The organism is Microcoleus sp. K5-D4, from assembly GCF_036704575.1.
In the GTDB taxonomy this organism is placed as follows: domain Bacteria; phylum Cyanobacteriota; class Cyanobacteriia; order Cyanobacteriales; family Microcoleaceae; genus Microcoleus.
The window spans coordinates 1-2,657 of record NZ_JAUBSD010000185.1 but is presented as its reverse complement, the minus strand read 5'-3'; the positions used below and the strand labels follow the sequence as shown (position 1 = coordinate 2,657).

Here is a 2,657-nt window from a genome sequence, read left to right as displayed (position 1 = left end):
TTTAAATCACCCTAACCTTCCTTCAGTCTTGTCTTATGGTACTTTGGCTGCTTAAAAACTGTCCGGACTATTGTAAAAATCTATTGGTTTGTAGTGAGGACTTCAGTCCCCTATTCCCCGTTTGTAGAAGTGGAAAAAGTTGATTGTGCAGCAGGCGGCAAATCCCGATCGCAAAAAGTCGGATCGCCCGCCTGCCAGTTTGGATGCCACAGAGGTACGATGGAATAGAGGGAGGGAGGCCAAGCCCGGTAAGGTTAAGCTTGGCGACAATACCCACAGGAAGGGAAAAATGACACTTAACTTGCGGCGACCGATTTTGATAGGCGGAATAGGACTTTCAGCAGCGCTGTGGCTGCTGGAAACTCTACAGCATTCGGGTTCAGAAATGGGCGAAACGGCACTCATCGGCTTGGCGGCTGCCGGTGCGGGGTATTGGTGGTGGAAGCAACAATCCCCCAAACTGGAACTCGCACTCCCCCAACCCTTGGCCAACAGGGAAGCAGCCGAAAAAGCGATCACGGCTTCAGAAGCCGCAATTAAATTGCTGGCTTCTGAAGCTCCAAACTCTGCCGATCCTGCTAATCTAACAGCAAAGCTCGATCGGCTCAGAGCCGAATTAGACAGACAAGATTTACGGATTACCGTAACTGGGGGCAAAGCTGTCGGCAAAACTGCCTTAATTCAAGTTTTAAATTCTAATTGGGCCTCTCAACACCCGCAAAAGCTTAGTTTACAAGAAACAGCAGCGCTGTTTGCTAATACAAATGCCGATGCCAAAATCGGCGGTGATTTAGTGCTGTTTGTGACAGCGGGCGACATCACAGATTCCGAATTTAAAACATTATCTCAGCTAGCGTCCGCCGGTCAGCGCGTGCTGCTAGTCTGGAACAAACAAGACCAATATTTACCAGAACAGCAGTCGCAGGTTTTGCACTCTTTGCAGCAGAAAATGCAAGGAATATTGGGGACAGAAGAGATAATTGCGATCGCTGCTTCTCCCAATTCTATTAAAGTTCGCCAGCACCAAGCGGACGGCACATTTAAAGAACGCATCGAAAAGCAAGTCTCTCAACTCGACCCGCTGACGGAAAGATTGACTAAAATCTTAACTGAAGAACGGCAACAGTTGGTGTGGGCGAGTGCAGTGCGCGAGGCTGCAAGTATCAAGTTAGAGGCAAAAACCTTATTAAATGCAGTCAGGCGCGATCGGGCAATTCCCATTATCGAACAATATCAGTACATCGCCGCCGCCACCGTGTTTGCTAATCCGGTTCCCGCTTTAGACTTGTTAGCAACAACCGCCATCAGCACCCAACTCGTAATCGATCTCGGCGATATCTACCAGCGAAAGTTTTCCTTAGACCAAGCTAAGACAGTAGCGGGTACTTTAGCTAATCAAATGTTCAAATTGGGATTAGTAGAACTGTCTACCCAAACTATTACTGGACTGCTGAAAAGCAATGCCGTCACCTATGTAGCAGGAGGCGCGGTGCAGGGAATTAGTGCAGCATATTTTACCAGAATAGCAGGACTGAGTTTAATTGAATATTTCCCAAGTCAAGAACTGGAAAATGCTCCCAAAGGCATTTTCAATCTCGACCAGTTGACTAAAACTTTGCAAGCAGTATTTACGCAAAATCAGCAAGTTTCTTTCTTGCAATCTTTCGTCAACCAAGTGGCGAGTCGCCTTTCATCTCAGGTATCTGGGCCCGAAACCGTTAAGTCGGCGGCCAATTAAGTAAAATAAAGGAACAGGCATCTTGCCTGTTCCACAAGACAGTTTTTCTGTTGTGGGACAGGCATCTTGCCTGTTCCCCGGCAGAACCAGGCAACCAGTTAATATTTTCCTTTTTCCTTCTGCCTTCTGTTATACAATCAAATAAAGTTTGCACGATGATACAAACTCAACCAAAAATACTAAGCTTTGAAGAATTTCTAGAAGACAAAGCCGAGAACAGATGCTACGAACTCCACGACGGGGTAATGGTTGAAATGCAGCCAACAGGAGAACACGAAGATATCACAGCATACCTTGTTCAAGAATTTACGCTGCTCTACACCAAACTGCAACTTCCATACCGCATTCCCTCGAAAGCGCTAGTTAAGCCCCCAGCTAAAGATACAGGATATATTCCTGATGTTTTGCTATTAAACCGTCAGGCTTTAGCGTCGGAACCCTTATGGTTGAAGTCAGCAACAATCACCCAAGGAACATCTATCCCGCTACTTGTTGAAGTTGTCAGTACCAACTGGCGCGACGATTATCTCAAAAAGTTGGCAGATTACGAAATGATGGGCATCCTCGAATATTGGATTGCGGATTATGCTGCATTCGGCGGAATACGTCATATTGGCGACCCCAAAGAACCCACGCTTTCGGTTTGCCAGCTTGTGGACGGAGAGTATAGAATTACACAGTTCAGAGGGAGCGATCGCATTATTTCACCTACATTTCCCAATATGGAGCTGAACGTCGATCAAATTTTCCGAGGCGGCGCCTAGTGTTAGGGAAAAGAACAGGCAAGATACCTGTTCCACAAAAATTTTTTGTTATTGTGGAACGGGCGGGCTATCCCGTTCAATATTAGACCTCTTGCGAAAGTCTCAGGCGATGGCTAATTTGTCTTCAAAGAAAGTTCATAATTATAAATACCAGC

The 2,657-nt window shown here is 46.3% G+C and carries 2 protein-coding genes; both read left to right on the top strand.

Features of this window, described 5'->3' with window-relative positions:
• Nucleotides 1–145: 145 nt before the first annotated feature.
• Nucleotides 146–1,738, top strand: a complete 1,593-nt coding sequence (locus tag QUA77_RS28860) for a slr1306 family protein (protein WP_333454044.1) — start codon at nt 146–148, stop codon at nt 1,736–1,738.
• 155 nt (nt 1,739–1,893) lie between these two features.
• On the top strand, nt 1,894–2,502 hold the full coding sequence (locus QUA77_RS28855) for a Uma2 family endonuclease (protein WP_333454042.1): 609 nt from the start codon (nt 1,894–1,896) through the stop codon (nt 2,500–2,502).
• Nucleotides 2,503–2,657 lie beyond the last annotated feature (155 nt).

Coding starts and splice junctions, on each gene's coding strand:
- QUA77_RS28855 (WP_333454042.1), top strand. CDS start 1,894: ATGATACAAACTCAACCAAAAATACTAAGCTTTGAAGAATTTCTAGAA.